Genomic DNA, 23,303 nt, shown 5'->3' on the forward strand with positions numbered 1-23,303 from the left:
GATTCGACATCGATTTGCACTAACTAGGGAATACCCATTAGAGGATACATATGAATATCAGAAATACGACTGCCAAGGAAAAAATGCTGAAGAAGATACGGCAGGCCCTGCTTCAAAAAAAGGATAACCCACATCCAGATTTTGAAGATTCTGCTCTATATAAAGATGAAGAGGAATCTTTAGACCTAACCTTTGCACGGGAGTTGACAGATATTGGAGGACAATTTGTGTACTGTGATGGCGAGATTTCTGTTATAGAAAACTTAATTGGACTTGTCGAGGAATTGGGCGTAACCAAGATCTATGCCTGGGAGCCAGCGGTACAGGTACTATTGAAACACTATGGCTTCCCTTACCTCGCTACAGATAAAGACTTTGAAAGTGCTGAGGTCGGTATCACGGCATGCGAGGCATTGGTGGCGCGTAATGGAAGTGTCATGCTGTCCAATGCAAATGCAGGGGGGCGTCGACTGAGTATCTATCCGCCGATACATATCGTCTTAGCCAAAGCTTCGCAACTCGTAATGGATATAAGACATGGTTTGGCACAAATAAAGGATCGTTATCCAACTTACCTCCCTTCTATGATAACCACGATAACAGGACCGAGCCGCACAGCAGATATTGAGAAAAAAATAGTATTGGGTGCGCACGGACCAAAACAACTCTACGTTTTTTTGATTGAAGACAGATTCTAAAGACAAATGATTCAACAATATATATTACAGACACCGGTAGCTTCTATCCTATTTGCTGTTACGATAGCCACCAGTATATATGCTTTTTCAAACCCACAGCTTTACGCTTCCATGATGTTGCACCCTTATAGTGTACATCGCGATAAGCGTAAATGGTATACGGTATTTACCAGCGGTATTATACATGCCGATTGGGGGCATCTGCTCTTCAATATGATTACCTTTTACTATTTCGGTTTTGCGTTGGAGAGCTTTTTTGTACAGGTAAGTGGTGATATAGGACACCTGTATTTTGCGCTTTTGTATATCTTAAGTTTGGTGTTGAGTGATATTCCTACGATCGTACAACAGAAAAATAATCCTGGTTATTACAGTCTAGGAGCCTCTGGTGCGATATCCGCTGCTTTATTTGGCTATATTCTTTTTCAACCCAAAGCCATGCTCGGCATATTTATGATTATTCCCATGCCAGCATACGTGTTTGCAGTGCTCTATATAGGATACTGTATTTGGGCATCTAAGAATTCCAACGATCGTATTAATCACGATGCTCACCTATTCGGAGCGCTTTCGGGGATACTGATTACAATTCTGTTTTACCCATGGATCTTTAGACATTTTATTGATCAGTTCTAGCTTACCCTATCCAGGTCTCTCTATCCAGGTTCCTGAATTGTATGGCCTCCGCAAGATGCCGATTTAGGATGTGTGACTCTTCGTCCATATCAGCTATGGTCCGTGCGACTTTGAGTATACGATCGTAAGCTCGAGCAGACAAGTTGAGACGTTCCATTGCGTTCTTAAGAAGTTGTTTGCCCGACTCATCCAGTAAGCATAGTTTTTGGACATACTGTGTGGACATTTGTGCGTTGCAATGGATCAGCTTTTCGCTGATAAATCGTTGCTCTTGAATTGTTCGCGCTTGCATGACACGCTGTCTTATTGTTTCGCTTTTTTCTGACTCACCATGATCTGTCAATTCATCGAACGCTACTGGGGTGACTTCGATGTGCAAATCGATTCGATCCAATAATGGGCCAGAGATCTTACTCAAATAGCGCTGCACGGCGAGCGATCCGCAGAGGCACTCCTTGTCGGGGTGATTATAATATCCACAAGGGCAGGGATTCATAGCAGCAACCAGCATGAAACTGGCTGGGTAATCGACTGTGAATCGGGCTCGGGAGATGGTGATACTTCTTGATTCCAACGGTTGGCGCATGACCTCAAGAACTGAACGCTTAAATTCGGGCAGTTCATCCAAAAAGAGAACCCCATTATGTGCTAGTGATATTTCTCCAGGTTGTGGACTGCTGCCTCCGCCGACCAGAGCGATATCTGAAATAGTATGATGCGGAGCGAGAAATGGTCGCGTGGTCATCAGCGATTCCTTTTGCGAAAGATGGCCAGAGACCGAGTGTATTTTGGTTGTCTCTAGAGATTCTTCAAATGTGAGAGCAGGAAGTATGGAAGGAAGACGTTTGGCAAGCATTGTTTTTCCAGCTCCAGGAGGGCCGATCAATATGATATTGTGGCCACCAGCGGCAGCAATTTCCAATGCCCTTTTAATGTTTTGCTGCCCCTTGACGTCGGCAAAATCCAGTTCGGTTGTGACGAAATCGGTAGATGCATCGACCGCAGAATCTCTTTCGGTGTGTATTAGTGGGGTCTTTTCATTAAAGAAGTCAACAACCTGTTGTAGGTGTTCGATACCGAATGCGTCGATGCCGTTGACAACGGCAGCTTCGGCTGCATTGATATGAGGTAATATAATACCTTTGAAACCATCTTGTTTTGCTTGTATAGCGATAGGAAGAACACCTTTTACAGGTTGTACACTGCCATCTAAGGATAGTTCGCCCAAGATGATGTAATCGGCCAATTTTTGATCCGAGATCTGTGACGAAGCTGCAAGGATACCAATGGCTATAGTAAGATCATAAGCCGATCCCTCTTTACGGATGTCTGCGGGTGCCAAATTGACAACGATTTTCTGTCTTGGCATGCGGCATCCAATTGACAATATGGCGCTTTCTATACGTTGCAAGCTTTCTTTTATAGCGTTATCAGGAAGGCCTACGATATAATATTTAGTGCCAGTCGAAACATTAACCTCGACCGATATAGTGGTAGCTTCTATTCCGTAAACTGCACTACTAAAGGTTTTTACGAGCATAGGTCATAAAGTTGGTTTAGGCTAAAGATAAATAAAATAAACTAATCAAAGTTGTTAGTTTGGACTTGTTTTTGCTGTTTTCTGATAAATGTGCTATATTATAAGAGGAAAGATCTATTTGGTTTATTTATTTTAAACGATTTGGTCTTTTTATTGTTTATCTAATATACACACATACTCTGCTCTGATGATCAGAATAAGTAAATGACAGATAAAAAACAAATTAAACATATATGAAATACTCTTGGTTAGCGAAGAACAAAGCCCATGAGTATTCCATATGACAGAAAAAAACAAATTAAACATATATGAAAGATAGCGGTAAAGTTGTAGCAGCATTGCTTGCGGGATTGGCAGCAGGAGCAGTATTGGGTGTCTTATTTGCACCAGAGAAGGGAACAGAAACGAGAGAGAAGATCAATGAATCATTAGCAGATTTGGGAGATGCACTTAAAGAACGTGCAGAGGAGCAGCTGGATCAACTGAATGACTTTAAAGAAAAGGTTCTCGCTATGGTGAAAACAAAAGTTTCTAAGGCGGAAAACTTTTTGGATGAGGAGATTGAAGAACATGCTTAGTTTAGGCATGGGGTCAATTCAAAATCTAAAGAGACATAGTAGTTTATGAAGTACAGGTGCCAAAAATGCTGTACTTCATATTCATTTAAATAAAATAAAATGAGTGATCAAAAATTTTCGTTTTCAGGCAGTTTTCAAAAGGCAAAGGAATATGTCGATACACAGGTAGAATTGTTGAAGCTAAAAGCGATAGCCCGGGCAGGACGCATTATTGGTACATTGGTTTTGGATGCAACCAAGTTGTTGCTGACTTTGATAATTATCTTCTTCTTTTCCTTAGCTCTTGGTTTTTTTCTTGGAGAACTCTTGGGAAGTTATGCCCTAGGCTTTCTGGTCACAGGCGGAATTTTTTTGGTTATACTACTTATTATTCGTGCCTTTGAACCAAAGTTAGAGGCTAAGTTTATGGATCTGACGATACGTCGAGTTCTTGGTAAATGGCAAGACGACGATTTGTTCGAAGAAAACCAACAGGCAAGGAACTCTTACGAAGAAACGAGCGCTTTTGGAGGACAGAATGCACAAGCGGAGAACAAAACTACACAGGAAGATGAAATCAAAAATTAATAATATAGAAGATCTTAGGGTAGAGATAGCACGTCTAAGTCAACTCAAAAAAGAGCAAGAGTGCTATCTGGCTGATCAATATCTATTGCTTAAACATAAGGTAGAGGCACCTGCGCGACTTATCAATACACTGACGTCAAGTATACCTGGTGTTGATTTTGTAAAAGGTCTTTTCTCTGCATTTGGAGGAGGAGGGGCGACGAAAGTAGGTGCCGCAGATCAAAGTAACTGGATGGCACGTGCACTTCAATTGGGGCTACCTTTGATTTTGAACAGAACATTCCTCAAAAATTCGGGATGGTTAAAAAAAGCAATTGTATTACTGGCATCAGATAGTGCAGTAGCGCAGGTGACACAAGGTAAAGTAAGTTCGTTGGCATCCAAGTTAGCTAAGTTTGTAAGACCAAAGAAATCCAAAAAGAAACACAAAGATATAGCCCCTCTAGAAGAACTCGAGAGTCAGGATGTTGTTAACTTCGGAATACCGCCAGATAGCGAAACCTACTAACAGTGTTTCGCTATGAAATCCGCATAAGCAAGGCGTATTCCTTCTTCTAGACCAATTCGATGTTGCCAGCCCAACTGGTGCAATTTGCTTACATCCATGAGTTTGCGAGGTGTTCCATCTGGCTTACTGCTGTCAAAAGTTAATTCCCCCTCATAGCCAACAATCTTCTTGATCATAAGTGCGAGGTCTTTGATACTGATATCTTCGCCGACACCGATATTGATAAATTGCTCTTCATCATAGTTGTTCATCAAGAAGACACAGGCATCAGCAAGATCCGTTGAAAATAAGAACTCCCTTAAAGGAGTTCCCGTACCCCATATTACTACTTCCGGGACGTTACTGGTTTTGGCTTCATGAAAACGGCGAATCAAGGCAGGCAGTACATGTGAGTTCTCTGGATGGTAGTTGTCATTATAGCCATACAGATTGGTCGGCATTACCGAGATAAAATTGTCCCCATACTGGCTTCTGTATGCTTCACACATCTTTATACCCGCTATCTTAGCGATAGCATATGGTTCGTTGGTATGTTCCAATGTACCTGTCAATAGATAATCTTCCTTCAGAGGTTGAGGAGCAAGCTTAGGATAGATACAAGAAGAGCCTAGGAACAACAGTTTCTTGACTTCGTTAACATGTGCCTGGTGAATGATATTACTCTGTATAGCGATGTTCTCATAAATGAAATCGGCCCTATAGGTGTTGTTCGCAATGATGCCTCCTACTTTGGCAGCAGCCAAGAAGACATACTCAGGCTTTTCCGATGCAAAGAAAGTCGCTACATCCCCCTGGTTGCGAAGATCCAATTCCTTAGAGGTTCGAGTAACCACATTGGTATAACCTTCGCGCTTTAATTTCTCATATATCGCAGACCCCACCATACCCCTATGGCCGGCTACGTAGATCTTAGCATTTTTTTCCACGTCAATGTATTGAATGTTACTGCAAACCTACATAAATTCGGCATCGCACGCAATATAATCCGGGTGTAATATAAAATATCGACCTGCATACATAACGACAGACCCTAAAGCCCTATACAGGCCATTTCGCATCAGAAACCTACATGCTATAATACGAAGTATCCCATAAATCGATTTTTATACCAGTCCACTTCCAATTATATTTTTTATAGAGGAAATATAAGTTTATTTTTGCGACTTAATATTTGTTATGGGTAAGGATAAACTGAGAAAATTCGCAGAGATAGCGACTTTTAAAAATGTGGTACAATTGGATGCTGGCAAAGCATATAAAGGTAAATGGTCCAGTGCGTTCTTCGGAAACAACAAGCCATTGATCCTCGAATTGGCCTGTGGAAAAGGAGAATATACTGTCAATTTAGCTCAACTGTTCCCAGAAACGAACTTTATTGGCATTGATTATAAAGGGAACCGTATTTGGAGAGGTGCCAAGACAGCACTGGAAGAAGGGATCGATAATGTTGGTTTTTTACGTATTCAGATCGAAACCATTTTGGAATACTTCGAAGAGAATGAGGTATCCGAAATTTGGATCACGTTTCCCGACCCCCAACCCCAAGACAGCAGAGAGAAAAAGCGGTTGACAAACCCAACCTTTCTCAACCGGTACAAGATTATTTTGAAAGAAGGAGGTATTATGCACCTAAAAACTGATAATGACGGTTTTTACAACTATACCTTAGAGCAGATACAGCAGCAAAGCCTTCCTGTGCTTAAGGAAACAACAGACCTGTATAAGTCAGACCTCGTTGATCAGGTGCTTTCAATAAAGACCTATTACGAGAAAAAATACCTTGCCGTAGATAAAAACATAAACTACGTCGAATGGAAGTTCTAAAATAGCTCCCATAAAAAAAGCCTTAAGTGTACACTTAAGGCTTTTTTATATTAGTTGCTTTCCACTTTGGGGGCAAAATTCTTGTGCTTGCGCTTCGAGATCTTCTCTATGTTTACAGGTTGTGGAATTTTTACATAATAGCCAGTACCATCATATTCTCTCTTGTTGGGGCTCTCCATACAAGCTTCTGAGCAACAGCCATCCAGCTCTTCGCCACAGGCATCACACTGGGTGAAATGCTCATTACAGGTAGGATTGGCACAGTTGATCATTTTTGGCGTGGTCTTGCCACAGTTCTTGCATGTCGAGATGACGACAGGATTGGTCGAATTGACTTCAACGGTGACACGGTTGTCGAAAACATAGCATTTACCCTCAAAATCCTTTCCGCCTGCTTCCTTGCCATATTTGATAATACCACCATGCAACTGGTATACATCTTCAAATCCTTCCTTCAATAACAGTGCAGAGGCTTTCTCACATTTGATTCCACCGGTGCAGTACGTAAGGATCTTTTTACCTTTATATTGTTCGAGTTCTTTTACTTTCTCCGGGAATTCTCTGAAATTCTCGATGTCCAGCGTGATCGCATTCTTGAAGCGGCCTACATTATGCTCGTAGTTAGAACGTACATCCAGAATAACAACATCCTCGCGGTCCTTCATCGCCATAAAATCCTTTGGCTCCAAGTGTATGCCTGTCTGCTGATTCGGATCGATCTCCTTGGGATCACGAAGCCCCGAGTGTACGATCTCCGGTTTATAGCGGCAGTGCATTTTAATAAAGGAAGGCTCCTCGACATCGTCAATCTTAAATTCGGTGTGATTGAATCGTCCATCCGCATATATGGCGTCCATATAAGCCTTACAGGCTTCTGGTGTACCCGATACAGTGCCATTGAGGCCCTCATCGGCAACAATGATCCGTCCGACTAGATCGAGAGATTTACAGAATTCGAGGTGTTCTGAAGCAAATTGCTCCGCATTTTCGATGGGGCTGTAACAGTAGTACAGCAACGTTTGATAGTTTGTCATATGTGCATTGATACCGCTGCAAACGGCGTTTAATGTTTCAATTAATGAGGCAAAGTTAACTAAAAAGCAGAAATCAAAAAATGACGAATGTCACTTTTTGACCAAAGGATGTAATAAATATTCAAGACCATTGACTTTGATCTCGTAGAGGGTGGCTAGCAGAATGCCCATCTTGCCCGCTGGAAACCCTTTCTGCTTGTACCAAGCCAGGTAAGGTTCGGGAAGTTTGTATAGCGTCCACCCTTGGTATTTACCATAGGGCATCTTATTGTTTGCCAATTCGATAAGAAGCTCTGGATTGAGCATACTATTCTCTTGTTTTGCCATGTTTAAGTCTGTGTTTGATCAGTCGCAACGCGATAATACCATGATTGATCCAGTTAGAAAATACACCATAGTGTTTTCGAAATATGGCATAGCGTTCCTTTAGGCTTTTGCGATGCCGTTTTTGAGACATACCTCCGACAAGATACCGAGCCACATAATGTTGTACATTTTGCGTGGATTTCGCTTTTTTTGCAGCACGTATTACCCAATCGATGTCAGCACTTAATTTATATTGAAGGTCATAAGGATCTGCAATGTCCCTTTTGACATAGATAGCCTGATGGCAGATATTCATCCCATAGCGAAAGGACTTCCAGTCAAAATGCTCCGGTGCTTTGTGCCTGCGATCGGCGACAATATGCCGCTGTTCGTCCACCAATTTCGTCTCGCCGTAAATGATATCAGCTCCCTTGCCCTTTTCAACAATACACTGGATGGTGTCACGGTCATAAAGCTCATCCCCCGAGTTCAGGAAAAGAACATAATCGCCAGTTGCCAAGGCCAGGCCCTTATTCATCGCATCATAGATGCCTTCATCCTTCTCGGAAATGATCGTCGAGATACGGTCCGCATAACTACGGATGACCTCCATAGTACCATCTGTAGAAGCACCATCTACAATAATATATTCAATATTAGGGTACGATTGCTCCAATACGGAAGAAATCGTATAGGTAATATCCCTTACATTATTATAGACAATGGTAATTATTGATATTTTGACGTTGTTCACGGTTTTTCTAACGTTTGTTCCAATGTTTGCGCAGGTAGCGGACTATGCGCTTGGCAAAGGATCCCTTACGGGTCTTATAAAAATGTTTGATGGCCTCGTAAGCTTCTCTATGCTCTATGATCTCTATTGGAAAGTCGGATACCTTCTGGTTGGCCAGCGTGATCTGATAGGCTAGATCCGCATCCGAATGCGTGCCCGATCCATCTGTTCCGATATTCTGAATCATGGACGTTCTTGGATATAAAGCCAATCCGTTCTGATTAAATATCGACAGGTACCAACGGATAGCCCAGGAATTGATCTTACCGGCTTTAAATTGTTTGACCTGTTTCCAAAAATTCTCACTGTGGTCGATGCTGAAGCGCTTGATGTCGTCTTTTGAGAAGTTAGCTGTCAGTTTATCGATATCGGTTTCGAAGTGCTGCCATGCACGGCTCCACGTAGCCCAGCCCCAGCTGTTGGCTACTCTGAAAAAGAAACTCTCAGGAAGCTGCTCGGCATGGTTGACCGGGTACATATAGCCACTGATTTCCATCACCTTTTCATCTTCTTCATAGCAGGTAAGTGCATCATTGAAGTATTGTAATCCGAACTTCGAAATCTCCAGGTCATCTTCCAGCACAATCGCTTTACCATGTTTGGCGATAACTTCCGTGACGCCTTTTATGATATTGTTTGCAAGGCCAAGGTTCTTGGCTCTTTCGATAATATGTATGCTCTTAAATTCCCAGGGTTCGCGAATGAGCGCCCGTACGGTATTGACAGATTCGATTTCTTCTCCACTTTTCGCACCATCCGAATAGATATAGATATCGGTATCAGCTGCACCTATGCTTTTTTCCAAAGCCTGTAGTGTCTTTTTAGTATGTTTGGGCCTGTTATAAACAAATAAGATGACCGGTGCTAAACTACTATCCCTCAAACGAAAAAAATTAAACGGTTGTTGCTAAACTATTTTCCAGCCATAAATTTCGACATAACCTTTCACATTCACAAGTGCGATGGAATAGTACTGCTCCGCTGTCGGGGTGCTATATTACGCCAGATCGGCTTTGTGAAGGTAGGTTTGGAATATTGTAAACCTATGGATTATATAATAGATGGGGTGAAAATTACGCTTGCCCAGAGAATTTGCCTTTGATATTACAGCGCAATTGTATTGTGTATACAGGTGAATTTATGTAGGTTTGGAATCAGATTACTTATGAGTGAGAATATAAAAAGCTTAACACTAAAGGGCCTGTTTTGGAATGCCTTAGACCGCGTGGGATTCCAACTGGTAATCACGGTAGTCGGTATTATTACGGCACGGGTACTATCTGTGAGCGATTTTGCGGTGATGGCAGTTTTGGGTATTTTCTCTGTTATCGCCACATCGATCGTAGACAGTGGATTAGCAACTTCTTTGGTGAGATCAAAAGTTGTGACGGATAAGGACTACTCCAGTATGTTTGTTTTTAACTTAGTAGTTTCTGCAGTCATTTATTTGGTACTTTTTATCGCTGCTCCCTATCTCGAAAAATTTTACGGGATTGAGCAGCTCGCTTTATATGCACGTGTGCTCTTCTTGCAGCTGTTAATCAACGCTTTTGGTATCGTGCAGTATGTCAAAGTGCTCAAGCGTGCGCAGTTTAATATTACGGCGCGTGTCAATGTGTTTTCCGTGATTCTCTCAGGAGGAATAGCGGTGACTTTAGCGTTGACGGGCTTTGGAACTTGGGCACTGATTGTACAGCCTGTATTATATACGACATTTAGGTCGGCTATGTTTTGGGTATGGGGCGACTGGAAAATTAATTTTTCCTATAGCGCTTCCTCGATAAAGAAACATATGGAGTTCTCATTGTCCTTCATGACTGCTAATCTGCTAGGAAAGGTTCTCTCCCAATTGTATGGGAATGTAATTGTGAAATATTATGATCAGATACAAGCAGGACATTATTTTCAGGCAAATCGATGGGGAGAGACCCCTAATCTGTTGATTTCTTCCATCGTACAGGGGACGACATTGTCGACCTTAGCCCCTATTCAGGATGACTATGCGAGGTTTTTAAATGCTTGCCGCAAAGCTTTTTCCACATTAGCTTTTGTGTTGTTCCCGGTGAGCATGCTTGCCATCACCGTAGCTTATCCTGGCTTTATGTATGTCCTGACCGATAAGTATGAAAATGCCGTGGTGTATTTCCAGTTGTTATGTGCTGCCGGTATCTTTATCTCTTTTACGGATATGAACGTCAACTTCATCAATATCAAAGGGAGATCCAGGTATGCATTGATTCTGGAGGTTATAAAACTAGTTTCGGCAGCTGTTGTATTATTCCTGACGGTAGATCACGGTTTGATGACCATTATCTATGGCCAACTGTTGGTGAGATTATTATGTTATATATTGTCGACCCGTTGGAGCAAAAAGACCTATGGATACAGCTTGTTCCTACAACTTCGGGATCTTGCTCCTTACTTCTTTAATAGCTTGGTGGCGGCATGTATATCCTATCTCCCCTTGTATTTTTCTGTTGTTAATAACTATCTTGTCCTGCTTATTATACAATCGGTTCTGTTCGTATCTATATATATAGGGCTTAACCACGTGTTTAAGAATTCAATATGGGTAGAAGGCATACAGATGATAAAAGTTAAATTTAAAAAGGCATAGTCTACATGGAAATAGCCAGAGGAAATTGGGTTGGATTTGATACCGTTTTCTATAATGAAAGCACTGGAAAACACAGTTTGTCCATCAATGAGGTGATTGATTTCTCCAATTTAGAGATTGATCCCGAAGGATTAGCGGCCTATCTGGATTTTGGATATTGTGTATTTGGACGTACGCCCGTAAAACATGTCCATTACCTTTTACCCCATCAGGTATTAAAAAAAATCGATGGCAAGTTAGCGGTAGAAGAGGGGACAGATACCACATTGGCTTATCTGGATAAAGAGACCCATGAAGAAGATGTACTGGAGCTGTTGCGTCAGCGCGTGCAGCATTGGGAGTCTTCCTTTACCGAAGATATATTGATTCCCACAAGTGGGGGCTTTGATTCTCGCTTACTCAACCTGTTGATTGCCGACAAAAGTAGAATTCATGCCTATACCTATGGTACCTCAAATAATCAAGGCCGATCAAGAGAAGTCGTGTATGCAAAAGAACTTGCGACCCGCCTAGGGATACATTGGCAACGTGTCGATCTGGGATCATTTAATGGTTATCAAAATGATTGGTTCGATCTATTTGGCTGTTCGGTCGGAGCAGTAGGAACCTATCATATGGAGTTCTTTGATAAGATTCAAAGCCTAGAAAAAGGGAGACCACTCCATATGTTGAGCGGTATTATAGGTGATGCCTGGGCGGGAGCCGTAGCAGTCAGGCCCATTACATCCCCGGCAGATTATAGGATATTGGGGCATACCCATCAAATGACGGCCGATTCCCAAAGAGCGACCGGGGTGGATTATCGTAATTTGATCGAATCTGTGCATGATAAACAGAAAGATCTCTTGCGCGAACCAAAATATAGGATCATTACGGCGATGCGAACCAAAATGATGCTGTTGAAGTCGCTGATCAGCATACCACAGCACTTCGGATATCCGGGTTATTCTCCTTTCATAGAAGAAGACATTGCATTAGCTATGCTTAACCTTCCTGAAGACCGTAAAGCCAGTCGGATATGGCAGCGTGATTACTTCAGAAAGAATAATGTTCTTTTTGAAGAAGAGAAACATGCCTATACCTATCAGAATTCCTTAAACTATTATGCACTTACCCAGCATAAGCTGGAGCTACTGGATATTAACGTGCTAAAGGAGGTCATTCACATCAATTATCTCCAATGGATTAACGCTAAGTTGCAGCGAATAGGCAGTTTCCAGCGGATTTATCAAACGTTGATGCATACGCCTAAGGTAAAAGGAGTCATGAAGATGATGGGCTTTAAAAACGAACTGATACAAGCCTATTTTGCCTATACAACGTTAAAGCCTATTGAAAAACTTTTAAAGCAGCGGAACTATGGTACATAAGCTCATCTTCGTTGGTGATGTGGTCATGAATACAAAGCCACAGTTTTCGCCTGATGTTCAAGCGGCATTACAGGATGCTTCGGTTGTCTCTTGTAATGTGGAAGCCCCGCTAAGGGGGGATGGCCAGGCCAGTATCAAGACCGGACCCCTTGTCGATCAGCATCCCGATGCCGCAGATTGGCTGCTTGGATTAGGATTCAACTTATTTTCCCTAGCGAACAATCATATCGCAGACTTCGGCCCTGAAGCATTATTGGCAACAAAAAATGCCTTTCCAAAGGATACAGTCATAGGTGCGGGACCAGAGGAAGAAGCGTATGCCCTACTGGTAAGAACAATTGACGGCGTTCGATATGGGTTTTTAGCCTATGGAGAAAATGGATATGGTGCACTGAATGGAGACCGATCGGTCGGACACGCATGGGTCAATAGGCCCGGATTGGATCGGGATATCCAAGCCTACAAAGAGCAGGTAGATATCCTAATCGTACAGGTCCACGCCGGTGTAGAGCTGCTGGATGTGCCGATTCCCGAGTGGAGAGACCGATTCCGACAAATTATAGATAGCGGAGCTGATTTACTGGTCGCCCATCACCCACATGTGGTACAGGGGGTCGAATACTATAAGGATAAAGCAATCTGTTACAGCTTGGGCAATTTCTATTTTGACTATCCTAATAATCATCCCGAATGGAATAAGGGCGCTATATTGACGGTGGATGTGGCAGATAAAAAAATACAGACCGTTCATTTCGATATTGTCGAAAAGAAGGGAGAACATATTGGCTATTGTACAATCGAACAATCGAGCAAGAAGATGAAGACATTGAATGAAAGATTGTTGGGAGAGGGGTACCAAGACTATGTCGATCAGCAGGCGGTCGTGTTATGGAATCGCTATCATAAAGCTTATTATGCGAAAGTAACGAATGGACTGGTCGACTATTCGCTAAAGGGTATACTCAAACATATTAAAAGGGTCCTCTTTAATAGACAGGTAGACTATAATATGCTATGGCACAATCTTTTTATTGAGAGTAATATTTGGTTGGTACAGCGTGCTGGCAATCTACTGAAGAAATAGTAAAAAGGCATCAATTTTCTATCAATTGATGCCTTTTTTATAGTGAAGTATAGTTCTTAAATAACTTTAATACTACTTGCAAAATCTTTTAGCGATCTGTCATTTGGCGCAAGATCAGTAATAAGGTAGGTTACTTCCTTAAGCGGAACTACCCGCATTTTTTGATTGGAATTAAGTTTCTCTGCTATGCTTAAGATAGCGAGACTCTTGGAGCATTTGATCATCGCTCTCTTGATTTGTACAACTTCCCAATCCGAATCTGTAATTCCCTCCTCAATAGAGAGACTATTTGTCCCCAATAAGCAAAGGTCTACACGGATATCAGCCAGCTCATTGACTACTTGTGAACCCGTTACGATATTCGTGTTACGGGATAATTTTCCACCCAGTAAGAATACATCAATATTGTCTTTCTCTGCTAATTCGAGAGCGACTAACGGGCTTATAGTAAAAAAAGTACACTGTAGGTCATTAGGCACAAGGCGGGCCAATTCGATCATGGTTGTCCCACCTCCAATTAATACACTCATTCCGTTTGCGATCAAAGAAAGGGCCTTACTGGCTATTTCTTTTTTCCCTTCTTTGGCATATACGTTTCCCTCTTGAAATGGGAATTGGAAAGATTTTGATAAGGCACCGCCATACACTTTGATAACTTGGCCATTTTCTGCAAGTTCATTCAGGTCGCGGCGTATAGTATCCTCAGATACATTTAATTGTATGCTCAGGTCTGATGATAATACTTTGTTGTGAAGGTTTATTTGATGAACAATATAAGCCTGTCTTTCTTCTTTTAACATAATTTTAGCGAATTATATGAGGTTGCTTGTTTATTGCTATGCGTTGTCAGTAGGAGGGATGTTTTTAGTAACTCCAGCCTTAAACCTGGGCTTGAATCCTGTCGGTTTGTTGCTCGGCTCAGGCGTAGTTTTGACGCCCTCAGGAGTTTCCTCCTGTGCTTTTTGATCAGTTACCGCAGCCTCCGTTGGAGCTGTTTTGGTAACTCCAGCCTTGAACCTGGGTTTGAATCCTGCCGGTTTGTTGCTCGGTGCTGCTGTACTTTCTGCGTTCTCGGGAGTTTCCTCCTGTGCTTTTTGATCAGTTGCCGCAGCCTCCGTTGGAGCTGTTTTGGTAACTCCAGCCTTGAACCTGGGCTTGAATCCTGCCGGTTTGTTGCTCGGTGCTGCTGTACTTTCTGCGTTCTCGGGAGTTTCCTCCTGTGTTTTTTGATCAGTTGCCGCAGCCTCCGTTGGTGCCGTTTTGGTAACTCCAGATTTGAACCTGGGCTTGAATCCTGCTGGTTTGTTACTCGGTGCTGCTGTACTTTCTGCGTTCTTGGGAGTTTCCTCCTGTGCTTTTTGATCAGTTGCCGCAGGCTCTGTTGGAGCTGTTTTGGTAACTCCTGCCTTGAACCTGGGCTTGAATCCTGCCGGTTTGTTGCTCGGTACTGCTGTACCTTCTGTGTTCTCCGGAGTTTCCTCCTGTGCTTTTTGTTCGATCGGCGCAGCCTCTGTTGGTGCTGTTTTGGTAACTCCAGCCTTAAACCTGGGCTTGAATCCTGCCGGTTTGTTGCTCGGTACTGCTGTACCTTCTGTGTTCTCCGGAGTTTCCTCCTGTGCTTTTTGTTCGATCGGCGCAGCCTCTGTTGGTGCTGTTTTGGTAACTCCAGCCTTAAACCTGGGCTTGAATCCTGCCGGTTTGTTGCTCGGTACTGCTGTACCTTCTGTGTTCTCCGGAGTTTCCTCCTGTGCTTTTCGTTCGGTCGGCGCAGCCTCTGTTGGTGCTGTTTTGGTAACTCCAGTCTTGAACCTCGGCTTGAATCCAGCAGGAGCAGAAATCGATTGGCTTTCCTGTGTTTGTTCCTCGTTTGGTTTAGCGAAAGATTTAGAAATAGATTTTGGTTTGAAACCCAAAGTACTCACCTTGGTTGTCGGTTCCGCTGTTTTAGCGGTGCTCTCTTCGCGTACAGCAGTAGGAGCAGCTACAGTGTCCGTGAGTAAGTAACTTTTTCTGAGTTTGTTGAACCAAAATTTTTTGGTGTGGTCAAAACTCTTTTCACCCATGGAATTATAATGAACCCTAAATTCATTATACAGCTCTTCGTTTGCAGATTTCAATGCAAAAAGATCTATTTTCTTTTTTATAAAAAATTCTTCAAAACTGAGCATATTCAAACTTAAATAAAATGCTTTGCATTCGCACAATGTATCCTCGAAAAAATACCATAACCTGATCGCTGTCAGCAGTTCAATAATTGAAGTAGCATTGGCTAGGTAATTAAAAACCTTCATACGTATGAAGGTTCATATAATACAATTTTATTGCCTCTGCTTATTCCATGTTGTGATACACGGCTTGCACATCATCGTCTTCTTCGATCTTGTCGATAAGTTTTAACACATCGGCTGCTTGTTCTTCGCTGAGTGCGGTATGTGACAGGGAGATACGCTCCAGCTTGGCTGATGTTGTCTCGATGCCTTTCTCCTCTAAGAGGCGTTGCATATTACCAAAATCTTCGAAAGAAGTCTGAACGACAAAAACATCATTACCTTCTTCGTCAGACTCTACATAGAGTTCTTCCAGTCCACCATCGATAAGTTCAAGTTCCAACTCTTCCTCATTCATCTCATCAGTAGCCAGAAAGCGAAAGATAGATTTACGTTGAAATATAAAATCTAAGGATCCCGTTTTACCCAATGAACCACCCGATTTAGTGAAATAACTCCGAATGTTTGCAACCGTTCTATTGGTGTTGTCTGTAGCGGTTTCGATCAATACAGGAACACCGTGAGGGCCATACCCCTCATATACATATTCTTCATAACCTTTCGAATCCTTCTCAGAAGCACGTTTTATAGCTGCTTCTACGCGGTCTTTAGGCATATTTACAGCCTTTGCATTTTGGATGGCAGTACGTAAACGTGCGTTGTTTTCAGGGTGAGGGCCTCCTTCTTTTACAGAAATTGCGATTTCTTTCCCTAAGCGTGTAAATTGAACGGCCATTTTGGCCCAACGCTTAAATTTTCTTTCTTTTCTAAATTCAAAAGCTCTACCCATTTTTAATTGTTTGTTTTAAGATTTTTGATCATGTCCTTAGTCATGGCTTCCAGGTCATAAGCTATGTCCCAGTTCCAATCCTTACGGGCATATTCATCGTCAATACTTTGCGGCCAAGAGTCGGCAATAGCTTGGCGAGGATCTCCCGAGCTGTAGGACATCCCAAAATTAGGAAGAATTTTTTTAATTTCTTCGGCAATCATCTCTGGAGTGAAAGAAACACCTGCAAGATTATAACTTGAGCGGATACTCAGACTCTCTGCAGGAGCGTCCATAAGCTTTATGGTGGCGCGTACGGCATCGTCCATATACATCATCGGAAGTGCTGTCTGTGCAGAGAGAAAACTTTCATAGCTGCCTTTTGCCAATGCTTCAAAAAAGATGTGCACAGCGTAATCTGTAGTACCGCCGCCTGGAGCTGTTTTCCAGGATATAATACCCGGATAGCGGATGCTGCGGATATCCAGACCGTACTTCTCATGATAATATTCACAAAGGCGCTCGCCAGCTAATTTACTGATACCGTAGATACTGTTGGGATCCATGACACAATACTGAGGGGTGTTCACCTTTGGAGAGTGTGGACCGAAGACAGCAATGGAGCTCGGCCAAAAGATTTTCTTGATATTGCCCAGTTCGACAGCTAGATCCAACACATTCAACAGACCGTTCATATTCAAGTCCCAAGCTTTTTGCGGATATTGTTCGCCTGTCGCGGATAGCATAGCCGCTAATAAATAAACCTGTGTAGGCTTATGTTTCTCAAAAAGTGATTTCAAGGCTGCTTTATCAAGAACATTGATCGTCTCGAAATTTTGAATAGGAGATGGCGTCTGAGGCTCTCTAATATCAGTTGTGATAATGTTCTCTGCACCAAATTTAGTTCTTAAGGCTTCGGCTAATTCTGTGCCGATCTGACCGTTGGAGCCTAAGATTATAATAGTTTCTTTCATCAAATAAATATTTACGAGGGCATAGCTTTTAGTAGGATCTATGGTACTCGGTTTTCTGTTTAAAGCAATTAAGAGATTTGTGCTGTTTTCCTTTTTTTTATTCCAAATACAACCGCTCTGTTCTTGCCTTGCAAAGATAGGTGTTTTATAGCGTTTTTTTAATATTGATGTGATTTATGAACAATAACAAAAGCTCCCTTAAAGATCTCACGAAAGCCGTTTTCTCGGTATATTTCCGCCCAATAGATATAGTGACCGGGAGCTGCTTTTTGTGTGTTTTCATCCCTACAATCCCATTTGATTTTTCCATCAAAACCTACACTCTGTTGTTGAATCAATCGGTTGACTAGGGTTCCTTTTTCAGCGTAAATATTAAGGTTGAGCATGTAGTCCGCTCCGTTCAATCTATAGTTTATTTCCAGCTCATCTTCGAAGCCATCATCATCTGGAGAAACAGTTTTTGAAGTTAAAAACAGATCAATTTTTTTATTTGGATTGTCCGTATGTGTTGAATTTCGAAATCCCGGTGTCGATCCACCTGCTATTGTGGCTGCGGATTTAAAGTTTTCCGGAAGATTGCTGTCTTCTTCATACGATTGACGCTCCAAAGATATTCCCTTGGGATTTTTGATCCAGGAGGAGTGCATCGCGGCATGATAGTATACCGAGTCCACCAGACCCCCAGGCGAATATAAAGTGACGACTCCCTGTTGGTTGGGGTAGGCAGGGAGACTCGTCATCTCATAGACCCGATCAACAACTGCGTTAGCGTGTGTACGAATGATTTTTTCCTTCTCGGCCGTCAATACCAAAAAATCCTGAGACTCCAGCAAGAGTAGTTCGTCCGATATCGTACGATTGCCCAGAAGCCATCCCTGGAGGTTGATCGGTAGGTCCGTCCGGTTATAGATTTCAATAAAGTCGCTGCCTTCCTTTTGCGGGTTAAAGAGAATTTCATTGATTACAATATCATTATAACGTACCTGCGGCTGATCGAATAACAAATATTCGGGAACCTGAAGGAGCTGTCCGCACAGTTCGATTTCGTTGACGGTCAATGTGTAAATCTCTTGCGGGTTGATCGTTTGATCGAAATTCAGCAGAAGGAAATCCGAATCTTCCATCCAAGATATGGATACCGGAGTATTTACCCCGTGGTCGATGCTAAAATCTTCTTTTTGAAATTCAGGAAGAAACTGCCGTTCTATGTTAAAGCGCATACGGATTGCTTTTTCTAGTATTTCCATTTGAGCAATTGCTACTTTCGGCAAGTAGGTCTTATCCGTTATGGAGTTTGGACTCCCGGGTGTTCCTCCTTTACGCGCGATAGAAGAGGACCAATTGGATTTCATATTGCATGTCCAGTTCGGGTTTATTCGTTCCAGACTCCAACCGCCGCTTTTTTTTGAACTGTTTTGGTGCCAACTGTCTTTGTAGACAACTTCGTCCAGCAGCGTATTGCCCCGATACAATTGTATCGTAGCTCCTGAATTGTTTAACTGAGGCCAGTTTACCAATGGAATGACATTGCCATAGATAGCCAATTGCTCCTCTCCATCCTGTGCACATAGAATGACAAACTGCTGTGGGGCGAGTAGGTAGGTCGGAATCTGTAGGTTTTTCTTGTTGATATTTAAACTTAGTTTTCCGAGATCTTGAACCGATGTAGAGTTGTTCATGAGTTCGATATATTCCACGGCAGGAAGCTCACCATTTTTAGGGTTAGCCATTATTTCGTTGATCATGACATCTTGGCTATACGTATTTGTTGTTACTATTAGCCACATGCACAGTGCATAAAACTTGATTTTCATCCCGTTTATAATTGGTTCTCCTTACGAAGGTATAACTTCGCTATCTTATGCAATATAAAGAATATATTTTGCCTAAAGGCCGTATATGTATAGCAAATATTCGGTTCGGTAGCTGTTTGTATTGATAATTTAGTAATTTAAACAGGTTAAATATTGGTTTTGTGTCAATATTTAGCGCTATAAAATGATAAAAATGTAATTTTTGTATAAAATACTCCTGTTTATTTGTTATGTTTGGCATCGTGAAACTAAAAACAAGAATTCACGATACATACTAAACAGTAAAATTATATACAATGAAAGTAGCAGTAGTTGGCGCAACAGGTCTTGTTGGGTCCGAAATTTTGACGGTATTAGCGGAAAGAAACTTCCCCGTGACAGAATTGATTCCTGTAGCCTCCGAAAGAAGTAAGGGGAAGGAAATCGAATTCAAGGGTAAGAAGTTTAAGACGGTGACACCAGATGAAGCTATTGCAATGCAGCCAGATGTAGCGTTGTTCTCGGCAGGAGGAAGCGTGTCAACTGAATATGCGCCTTTGTTCGCATCTGCCGGAATTACCGTAGTTGACAACTCTTCGGCTTGGCGGATGGATCCATCAAAAAAACTTATCGTACCTGAAGTCAATGGAGATGTGTTGACGTCTCAAGATAAAATTATTGCGAATCCAAACTGTTCGACTATTCAGATGGTAGTGGTGTTAAAGCCTCTGCATGAAAAATATAAGATTAAACGTGTAGTCGTGTCTACCTATCAGTCGGTAACAGGTACTGGTGTTAAAGCGGTACAACAATTGAAAGATGAACGGGCTGGGGTAGAAGGAGAGAAAGCTTATCCTTATCAGATTGATTTGAATGTGATCCCTCATATTGATGTATTCCAGGAAAACGGATATACCAAAGAGGAAATGAAGATGATTCAGGAAACCAATAAAATCATGCAGGATGATGCTATTAAGGTTACCGCTACCACTGTACGTATTCCGGTGATGGGTGGACATTCCGAGTCTGTCAATATAGAGTTCGAAAATGATTTCGATGTACAGGAACTGCGTCAAGCGTTAGCCGCTCAGGAAGGCGTAATCGTAGTGGATGATCCGAGCAACCTGGCCTATCCAATGCCTAAAGATGCACACGGTAAAGATGAGGTCTTTGTAGGACGTATACGTAGAGATGAATCGCAAGCGAATACCGTAAACCTTTGGATTGTTGCGGACAACTTGAGAAAAGGGGCAGCTACCAATGCTGTACAAGTTGCTGAACTGTTGAATAAAAAAGGATTAATATAACGAACTAACCGTAATCATATATATACCAAAAAACGTCCTCCCAGGAGGACGTTTTTTATTGCAGTTAATTGGCGAATATAGAGTGCTTATTCGTTTCGAAAGCCTTCTGGTTTTAATCTTTACTCTGAAATGAGGCCGATTAGGAAACTACCTGTACAATATGCTTCAGGTCATCATAGCTCCCTAATACAAAGCTTAGGGATACTATATGTAGATGCAGTTATGTATTCGCAAAACCGTATCTTCATAAAAAAGGCGGATACTGCATGCAGTATCCGCCTTTTAAAGAATATTGTAATGTTAACTATCTGACTTGCGTGAATACCCAAGTATCGTCAAATTTTGTAGCACTGTTCATACCTGTTGTCAGGTAGCCTTTACCACCGATAGAAAATGAAACGGCACCTTCTCTTGCGTTCTGAGGCAATGCTTGGTGTTTGCTTTCCCATTTGTTAGCAGCTACATCGTATTTCCATACGTTACCTAATACAGAGCCTTTTTTACCACCTACTACATAACCGAACTTACCGATTACAAATGTAGATGCTGATTGACGAGTCAGGTCGTATGTATTAGATGCATCTTTCAAAGGAGCAACACCTTCATTCCAGTTACTTCCGTCAAAAGAATAGAAGTCTTCTGGGAACTGGTTGTTGTCCATACCACCACCGATATAAGCTTTACCGTCTACAACAAAAGCAAATGCGTTTACGCGTTTGTTTTTCAAAGGAGACGTCACATTCGTCCAAGTGTCTGTTTTAGGATCGTATTTCCAAAAATCCTTTAATGTTTTCTGTGTTTTAGTCGCTCCTGTACCTACGTAACCAAATCCATTTAATGTAAACGCAACTGCACCGTAACGAGCTTCTCCAGGGAAATCAGCGATTGGTGTCCATTTATTAGCAGCTGGGTCATACATGTAGAAGTCCTTCAACACGTCTGTACCGTTGAATCCTGTACCCACATATCCTTTGCCATCGATTGAAAAGCCTACAGCGCCATTACGTGCTTCGCCTTCAAACTCTGCAACTTCTTCCCATAAATTGTTTTTAAAAGACCATGCATCTTTAGTTCTTTCGTTTGTTGATAAGATACCTGTTGCCAAATATCCCACTTCGCCGATCTGGAAAGATGCAGCAGCAGATCTTGGATCTCCGTCAAAAGCTGAAGCTTTTACCCACTCCGTCGGGCCAGTATCCTCGGTGTCATTATCTTTGCTTTTTTTACAAGAGTTGAAAGCAGTTAACGAAAAAACACAGGCTACAACTACCAAAAGCCAATTTTTCTTATTCATACGATTATTTGAATTTAGTATATACAATGTTTAATTTAATTTTCGGTTTGCCATTTTCTGTCGCAATAATAGTATTATTTACAGTTCCAAACAAGGCTGGCGATGCAACTGACAACAATAATGAAGTGCCACGATAATCGGATTGATTGATGTTTTTGGTATAATCGATCAGATTAAAGATATAACGGCCATTTGTTCCGGAGTCGTTCCCTGGAATAAAAGTTGCCTGTTGAATCGTAGTAGCGAACGGTGCACGCACATAAGAGATTGGAACTCCATTGCTGTTTGCAATAAGTAACATCAACGCATTAGGGACAGGGTAATAACCATAATTATGTCCCTTTGTCTCTACGATCAGCTCCACTTTATTTATCGCTAAATTTTCTTCATGCATAAAATCATTTAACGATGGAATGTTGATTTTTGCTACAAGTCCCGAGCCAGCTTGCAATAATACTTCTCCGTTAGTTGCAGCACTTTTGAGCTCTCTGTTGACAGCATCAATACTCGCATATGCGGTACCTGTACGATCGTACTCAATATTGTTGTACTGAAAGGCTTTATGACTGGATGTTATTACTTTTGCGCCTTTCTTCATGAAACCATCCGATCCCATATAGGAGTAGTTAACATTGACTTGTACAGTGTCGTTCAACCCTAATATGGCGGTGTTTTGGTTCCCTGGAGTCAGTACCAAGCCTTTTAAGTATTGTTGAAAAGACTCGTTGGTCGTAACATTGTAGTCATTTGCTTTAACCATATCATAGATTTCTTGCCCAAAAGCATGATCAAGTTTGATACTGATACTATCTAGAGAGTTGACTCTAGGAACAAATGAATGTACACCAAGTGGAGTGCTGTCAAACGTAAACTTCTTGTCGTTGAAAATCGTAGGGCCAGTTACATATATTGGCGTATTGTATGGCTCTATGCTATTTGTGATATCTTTAAGAACAATCTCCTCGGTCACGCGGTGAACCGATATGGTTTGCGTTTTAGTGGTGTCGCCATAAAAATATTTATTGCTGCTGGGGCGTACGACCAGATTGATCGAGTCAAATGCTGCATTGGCAGGGATATCATTGATTAATGTTTGCAACTGTACGCGGAAGTAAGACGAAGAAGTGATCGATCCGCTTTCCGCTTGCGTAGACTTACCAACTAAAAAAGAACCCGTACCAGTGGACGGTAAATTCAGAAGTTGATACGTAGAGGTGTTGATGGTCATTGAATCAATAACAACGACCCCTAAATTATCATTGGAATTATCCAAAGAAACACTCATATCTTTATCACAGCTATAAAAGGAAACTGTTGTAGCAAGTAAGGATAAAAAGAAAAGGT

General features: G+C 41.9%; 23 protein-coding genes. 10 read left to right on the top strand and 13 right to left on the bottom strand.

Features of this window, described 5'->3' with window-relative positions:
• Positions 1–50: 50 nt before the first annotated feature.
• Both M472_RS41130 and M472_RS41135 read left to right on the top strand, forming a co-directional pair.
• Positions 51–698: a LutC/YkgG family protein gene (locus M472_RS41130; RefSeq protein WP_021069373.1), complete on the top strand. Its 648-nt coding sequence runs from the start codon at positions 51–53 to the stop codon at positions 696–698.
• A 6-nt stretch (positions 699–704) separates the two neighbouring features.
• A complete protein-coding gene (locus M472_RS41135) occupies positions 705–1,334 on the top strand; it encodes a rhomboid family intramembrane serine protease (protein ID WP_021069374.1) in 630 nt (209 codons plus the stop codon).
• Between the two features lies 1 nt (position 1,335).
• Here the strand turns inward: M472_RS41135 and M472_RS41140 are convergent, their stop codons facing one another.
• Complete coding sequence (locus M472_RS41140; RefSeq protein WP_021069375.1) at positions 1,336–2,874, bottom strand: YifB family Mg chelatase-like AAA ATPase; 1,539 nt, start codon at positions 2,872–2,874, stop codon at positions 1,336–1,338.
• A gap of 308 nt (positions 2,875–3,182) precedes the next feature.
• Here M472_RS41140 and M472_RS41145 point away from each other — a divergent pair, with 308 nt between their 5' ends.
• From M472_RS41145 to M472_RS41155, 3 genes are all read left to right on the top strand, one after another.
• Positions 3,183–3,452, top strand: coding sequence for a YtxH domain-containing protein (locus M472_RS41145; RefSeq protein WP_021069376.1), 270 nt, complete (start codon positions 3,183–3,185; stop codon positions 3,450–3,452).
• A 99-nt stretch (positions 3,453–3,551) separates the two neighbouring features.
• On the top strand, positions 3,552–4,019 hold the full coding sequence (locus M472_RS41150) for a phage holin family protein (protein ID WP_021069377.1): 468 nt from the start codon (positions 3,552–3,554) through the stop codon (positions 4,017–4,019).
• Entirely contained in the window at positions 4,003–4,527 is a 525-nt protein-coding gene (locus M472_RS41155; protein WP_021069378.1) for a hypothetical protein, read from the top strand. Before M472_RS41150 ends, M472_RS41155 begins: the two co-directional genes overlap by 17 nt.
• Here the strand turns inward: M472_RS41155 and fcl are convergent.
• On the bottom strand, positions 4,524–5,453 hold the full coding sequence (gene fcl, locus M472_RS41160; RefSeq protein WP_021069379.1) for a GDP-L-fucose synthase: 930 nt from the start codon (positions 5,451–5,453) through the stop codon (positions 4,524–4,526). The genes M472_RS41155 and fcl overlap by 4 nt on opposite strands.
• Before the next feature lie 250 nt (positions 5,454–5,703).
• Here fcl and trmB point away from each other — a divergent pair, with 250 nt between their 5' ends.
• Entirely contained in the window at positions 5,704–6,351 is a 648-nt protein-coding gene (trmB, locus tag M472_RS41165; RefSeq protein WP_021069380.1) for a tRNA (guanosine(46)-N7)-methyltransferase TrmB, read from the top strand.
• A 50-nt stretch (positions 6,352–6,401) separates the two neighbouring features.
• Here trmB and trhO read toward each other — a convergent pair whose 3' ends face one another.
• The 4 genes from trhO to M472_RS41185 form a co-directional block, all read right to left on the bottom strand.
• The gene (trhO, locus tag M472_RS41170) at positions 6,402–7,385 is read right to left on the bottom strand and encodes an oxygen-dependent tRNA uridine(34) hydroxylase TrhO (protein ID WP_021069381.1); all 984 of its coding nucleotides are present in this window, start codon (positions 7,383–7,385) and stop codon (positions 6,402–6,404) included.
• A gap of 90 nt (positions 7,386–7,475) precedes the next feature.
• A complete protein-coding gene (locus tag M472_RS41175; protein ID WP_021069382.1) occupies positions 7,476–7,712 on the bottom strand; it encodes a DUF3820 family protein in 237 nt (78 codons plus the stop codon).
• Complete coding sequence (locus tag M472_RS41180; protein ID WP_021069383.1) at positions 7,693–8,445, bottom strand: glycosyltransferase family 2 protein; 753 nt, start codon at positions 8,443–8,445, stop codon at positions 7,693–7,695. Before M472_RS41180 ends, M472_RS41175 begins: the two co-directional genes overlap by 20 nt.
• Before the next feature lie 7 nt (positions 8,446–8,452).
• Positions 8,453–9,367 (bottom strand): glycosyltransferase family protein, encoded by a 915-nt coding sequence (locus M472_RS41185; RefSeq protein WP_021069384.1) that lies wholly within the window; start codon positions 9,365–9,367, stop codon positions 8,453–8,455.
• A gap of 282 nt (positions 9,368–9,649) precedes the next feature.
• On the opposite strand from M472_RS41185, the gene M472_RS41190 reads away from it, so the two are divergent.
• From M472_RS41190 to M472_RS41200, 3 genes are read left to right on the top strand one after another with little or no spacing between them, the layout of a single operon-like run.
• Entirely contained in the window at positions 9,650–11,101 is a 1,452-nt protein-coding gene (locus M472_RS41190; protein WP_021069385.1) for a lipopolysaccharide biosynthesis protein, read from the top strand.
• Between the two features lie 5 nt (positions 11,102–11,106).
• Positions 11,107–12,471, top strand: a complete 1,365-nt coding sequence (locus tag M472_RS41195) for an asparagine synthetase B family protein (RefSeq protein ID WP_021069386.1) — start codon at positions 11,107–11,109, stop codon at positions 12,469–12,471.
• Positions 12,461–13,555 carry a CapA family protein gene (locus M472_RS41200; RefSeq protein WP_021069387.1) on the top strand — a complete coding sequence of 365 codons (1,095 nt, stop codon included), beginning with the start codon at positions 12,461–12,463 and terminating at the stop codon, positions 13,553–13,555. The genes M472_RS41195 and M472_RS41200 overlap by 11 nt, the downstream gene beginning before the upstream one ends.
• Before the next feature lie 56 nt (positions 13,556–13,611).
• Here M472_RS41200 and M472_RS41205 read toward each other — a convergent pair whose 3' ends face one another.
• The 5 genes from M472_RS41205 to M472_RS44735 all read right to left on the bottom strand — a co-directional run bounded on the left by M472_RS41205 (position 13,612) and on the right by M472_RS44735 (position 19,379).
• Entirely contained in the window at positions 13,612–14,355 is a 744-nt protein-coding gene (locus M472_RS41205) for a DeoR/GlpR family DNA-binding transcription regulator (RefSeq protein ID WP_021069388.1), read from the bottom strand.
• A 36-nt stretch (positions 14,356–14,391) separates the two neighbouring features.
• Positions 14,392–15,846 (bottom strand): hypothetical protein, encoded by a 1,455-nt coding sequence (locus tag M472_RS41210; protein WP_021069389.1) that lies wholly within the window; start codon positions 15,844–15,846, stop codon positions 14,392–14,394.
• 40 nt (positions 15,847–15,886) lie between these two features.
• Positions 15,887–16,612 carry a YebC/PmpR family DNA-binding transcriptional regulator gene (locus M472_RS41215; RefSeq protein ID WP_021069390.1) on the bottom strand — a complete coding sequence of 242 codons (726 nt, stop codon included), beginning with the start codon at positions 16,610–16,612 and terminating at the stop codon, positions 15,887–15,889.
• 2 nt (positions 16,613–16,614) lie between these two features.
• Entirely contained in the window at positions 16,615–17,565 is a 951-nt protein-coding gene (locus M472_RS41220; protein ID WP_021069391.1) for an NAD-dependent epimerase/dehydratase family protein, read from the bottom strand.
• Between the two features lie 158 nt (positions 17,566–17,723).
• Positions 17,724–19,379, bottom strand: coding sequence for a lamin tail domain-containing protein (locus tag M472_RS44735; protein ID WP_081643106.1), 1,656 nt, complete (start codon positions 19,377–19,379; stop codon positions 17,724–17,726).
• Between the two features lie 296 nt (positions 19,380–19,675).
• On the opposite strand from M472_RS44735, the gene M472_RS41225 reads away from it, so the two are divergent.
• Positions 19,676–20,665: an aspartate-semialdehyde dehydrogenase gene (locus M472_RS41225; RefSeq protein ID WP_021069393.1), complete on the top strand. Its 990-nt coding sequence runs from the start codon at positions 19,676–19,678 to the stop codon at positions 20,663–20,665.
• Between the two features lie 304 nt (positions 20,666–20,969).
• On the opposite strand, the gene M472_RS41230 is transcribed toward M472_RS41225, so the two are convergent.
• Together M472_RS41230 and M472_RS41235 are read right to left on the bottom strand one after the other, a co-directional pair.
• Positions 20,970–21,959: a Kelch repeat-containing protein gene (locus M472_RS41230; RefSeq protein WP_021069394.1), complete on the bottom strand. Its 990-nt coding sequence runs from the start codon at positions 21,957–21,959 to the stop codon at positions 20,970–20,972.
• A gap of 4 nt (positions 21,960–21,963) precedes the next feature.
• Positions 21,964–23,244 (bottom strand): DUF4270 family protein, encoded by a 1,281-nt coding sequence (locus M472_RS41235; protein WP_021069395.1) that lies wholly within the window; start codon positions 23,242–23,244, stop codon positions 21,964–21,966.
• Between the last annotated feature and the right edge of the window lie 59 nt (positions 23,245–23,303).

Source organism: Sphingobacterium paucimobilis HER1398 (assembly GCF_000416985.1).
Lineage (GTDB): Bacteria > Bacteroidota > Bacteroidia > Sphingobacteriales > Sphingobacteriaceae > Sphingobacterium > Sphingobacterium paucimobilis.

Bases quoted from the DNA above. Each gene is read 5' to 3' on its own strand.
- M472_RS41130 (WP_021069373.1), top strand. From the start codon at position 51: ATGAATATCAGAAATACGACTGCCAAGGAAAAAATGCTGAAGAAGATA.
- M472_RS41135 (WP_021069374.1), top strand. From the start codon at position 705: ATGATTCAACAATATATATTACAGACACCGGTAGCTTCTATCCTATTT.
- M472_RS41140 (WP_021069375.1), bottom strand. From the start codon at position 2,874: ATGCTCGTAAAAACCTTTAGTAGTGCAGTTTACGGAATAGAAGCTACC.
- M472_RS41145 (WP_021069376.1), top strand. From the start codon at position 3,183: ATGAAAGATAGCGGTAAAGTTGTAGCAGCATTGCTTGCGGGATTGGCA.
- M472_RS41150 (WP_021069377.1), top strand. From the start codon at position 3,552: ATGAGTGATCAAAAATTTTCGTTTTCAGGCAGTTTTCAAAAGGCAAAG.
- M472_RS41155 (WP_021069378.1), top strand. From the start codon at position 4,003: ATGAAATCAAAAATTAATAATATAGAAGATCTTAGGGTAGAGATAGCA.
- trmB (WP_021069380.1), top strand. From the start codon at position 5,704: ATGGGTAAGGATAAACTGAGAAAATTCGCAGAGATAGCGACTTTTAAA.
- trhO (WP_021069381.1), bottom strand. From the start codon at position 7,385: ATGACAAACTATCAAACGTTGCTGTACTACTGTTACAGCCCCATCGAA.
- M472_RS41175 (WP_021069382.1), bottom strand. From the start codon at position 7,712: ATGGCAAAACAAGAGAATAGTATGCTCAATCCAGAGCTTCTTATCGAA.
- M472_RS41190 (WP_021069385.1), top strand. From the start codon at position 9,650: ATGAGTGAGAATATAAAAAGCTTAACACTAAAGGGCCTGTTTTGGAAT.
- M472_RS41195 (WP_021069386.1), top strand. From the start codon at position 11,107: ATGGAAATAGCCAGAGGAAATTGGGTTGGATTTGATACCGTTTTCTAT.
- M472_RS41200 (WP_021069387.1), top strand. From the start codon at position 12,461: ATGGTACATAAGCTCATCTTCGTTGGTGATGTGGTCATGAATACAAAG.
- M472_RS41205 (WP_021069388.1), bottom strand. From the start codon at position 14,355: ATGTTAAAAGAAGAAAGACAGGCTTATATTGTTCATCAAATAAACCTT.
- M472_RS41210 (WP_021069389.1), bottom strand. From the start codon at position 15,846: ATGAAGGTTTTTAATTACCTAGCCAATGCTACTTCAATTATTGAACTG.
- M472_RS41215 (WP_021069390.1), bottom strand. From the start codon at position 16,612: ATGGGTAGAGCTTTTGAATTTAGAAAAGAAAGAAAATTTAAGCGTTGG.
- M472_RS41220 (WP_021069391.1), bottom strand. From the start codon at position 17,565: ATGAAAGAAACTATTATAATCTTAGGCTCCAACGGTCAGATCGGCACA.
- M472_RS44735 (WP_081643106.1), bottom strand. From the start codon at position 19,379: ATGAAAATCAAGTTTTATGCACTGTGCATGTGGCTAATAGTAACAACA.
- M472_RS41225 (WP_021069393.1), top strand. From the start codon at position 19,676: ATGAAAGTAGCAGTAGTTGGCGCAACAGGTCTTGTTGGGTCCGAAATT.
- M472_RS41230 (WP_021069394.1), bottom strand. From the start codon at position 21,959: ATGAATAAGAAAAATTGGCTTTTGGTAGTTGTAGCCTGTGTTTTTTCG.
- M472_RS41235 (WP_021069395.1), bottom strand. From the start codon at position 23,244: ATGAGTGTTTCTTTGGATAATTCCAATGATAATTTAGGGGTCGTTGTT.